Raw genomic sequence first — 1479 nt, 5'->3', positions numbered from 1 at the left:
TTGACATCCTCCCCGCGCTGAAGCGCGAGGATTCCCACGTTGGGATATTGTGGTTTACGACGTCACCTGTTCTTGAGGTGCGAATGCACCAGTTTCCTTGTCAAACAGGAACTTCGATGGCTGTGCCAACCAGCCGTTACCCCTATCACCGCCATCCGTGGCAGGACTCGGAGTTACTTTCTGCCGAATGTTCTCAGCACCGTTCACGTCTGCGTTCGCCACCATCCCGCACCTATCGCAGACGTACAGTCCGCGTTCAACACGGTTCGAGTCACGTTTCCGCCCACAACACGAACACGACTTTGAGGTGTCTTCCTCAGATACTTCCTCTACCACGATCCCTTCCATCTCGGCTTTGTATTCAAGCAGGTCAGTGAAACGGTCGAACGCCCACGAGTGCAGATCAAGGTTCCCGTGTGCCCCCCAATTCTTCGCCTCGCCGTTCTCGTCCTCGCGGATGCCAGAGAGATCACCCACCACGATCGTTCCCACACCCTCCTCAACGCATCGCTCAACGATATGCTTTGAGAGGGCGTGGAAGTAGTGCGTCCGCCGTCGAGACTTCTTCTGATTCAACCGCGTAGCCTGCTCGGAGGCTGAATCGTCACAGTGGGCAATCCGCTTGCTGAAGTAGTAGTCGTCCTGTTTCAGACAGTTGAGCGGGTACAACTCGGCGTGGCCGTCTTCGTACGCGAGTGCAGCGAAGTTGTTGATACCGAGATCAACACCCACTGTTTTTTCGCCGGGGGCTTCGGCCACATCAACCGCAACTTTGCACACGAAGTGCAGTTCCCATTCATCGCCTGTCCAAACAGCTCTGACTTGTTTGACTCTCTCTACAGCCGAGAGGTCAACTTTGGGGCGGGTCTGGTACTCACAGAGGATGAAGTCTGACCAGTATTCTTTGAGGTTCGCGCCTTTTGAGAGCCGAACCCGATTGTACTTTGTGTCGAGTTTGAACCCTTTCTGCTTGAACGTGAGTGTGGAGCGTGGGTGATCGTCACCGTGTTTGCGGTAGCCGGGCGGGTTCGCTCTCGTGTCACCGTTACGTCGTTTACCGTACCAGCCCTTGAACGCCTCAGCAAGTTCTTGGAGGACTCGCTGACTTGACTGCGAATGCAGGTCATCGTAGCGTTCATGCGACTTGAGGTAGGCGGTGAGTTCTGTGTGGGTAGGAATATGACCGATCTCATCCCAAACACGGCCACACGTCCATCGTCCGACGTTCCAGAGTTTCGAGGCGGCGAACCCGAGGGAATCAAGATCGTCCTGCACCCGAGACTGGTTCCTGATGGACGCAGTGTAGGTGCGGGTAACGACTTGATTCGCCATACGTAACCTATGTAGACAGACTTACTTGAATGTGTGCTTGATTCAACGCGGAATATCCTGCCGTGCTATCGACCGGTGGTTTGCGTATGTTTTTGTCGGATTCATCCCCGCCGTGAACGGCGAGGCTTTCTCCTTGACTCTCCGTAA

1 protein-coding gene is annotated in these 1479 nt (G+C 54.9%); it reads right to left on the bottom strand.

Annotated elements, in window-relative coordinates:
• Nucleotides 1-54: 54 nt before the first annotated feature.
• Nucleotides 55-1332 carry an RNA-guided endonuclease InsQ/TnpB family protein gene (locus tag CHB65_RS16635; protein WP_089386126.1) on the bottom strand — a complete coding sequence of 426 codons (1278 nt, stop codon included), beginning with the start codon at nt 1330-1332 and terminating at the stop codon, nt 55-57.
• Nucleotides 1333-1479 lie beyond the last annotated feature (147 nt).

Origin of the sequence: Halorubrum vacuolatum (assembly GCF_900188065.1) — an archaeon.
Taxonomy (GTDB): domain Archaea; phylum Halobacteriota; class Halobacteria; order Halobacteriales; family Haloferacaceae; genus Halorubrum; species Halorubrum vacuolatum.
This window is presented reverse-complemented; position numbering and strand designations above follow the sequence as displayed.

Bases quoted from the DNA above. Each gene is read 5' to 3' on its own strand.
- CHB65_RS16635 (WP_089386126.1), bottom strand. From the start codon at position 1,332: ATGGCGAATCAAGTCGTTACCCGCACCTACACTGCGTCCATCAGGAAC.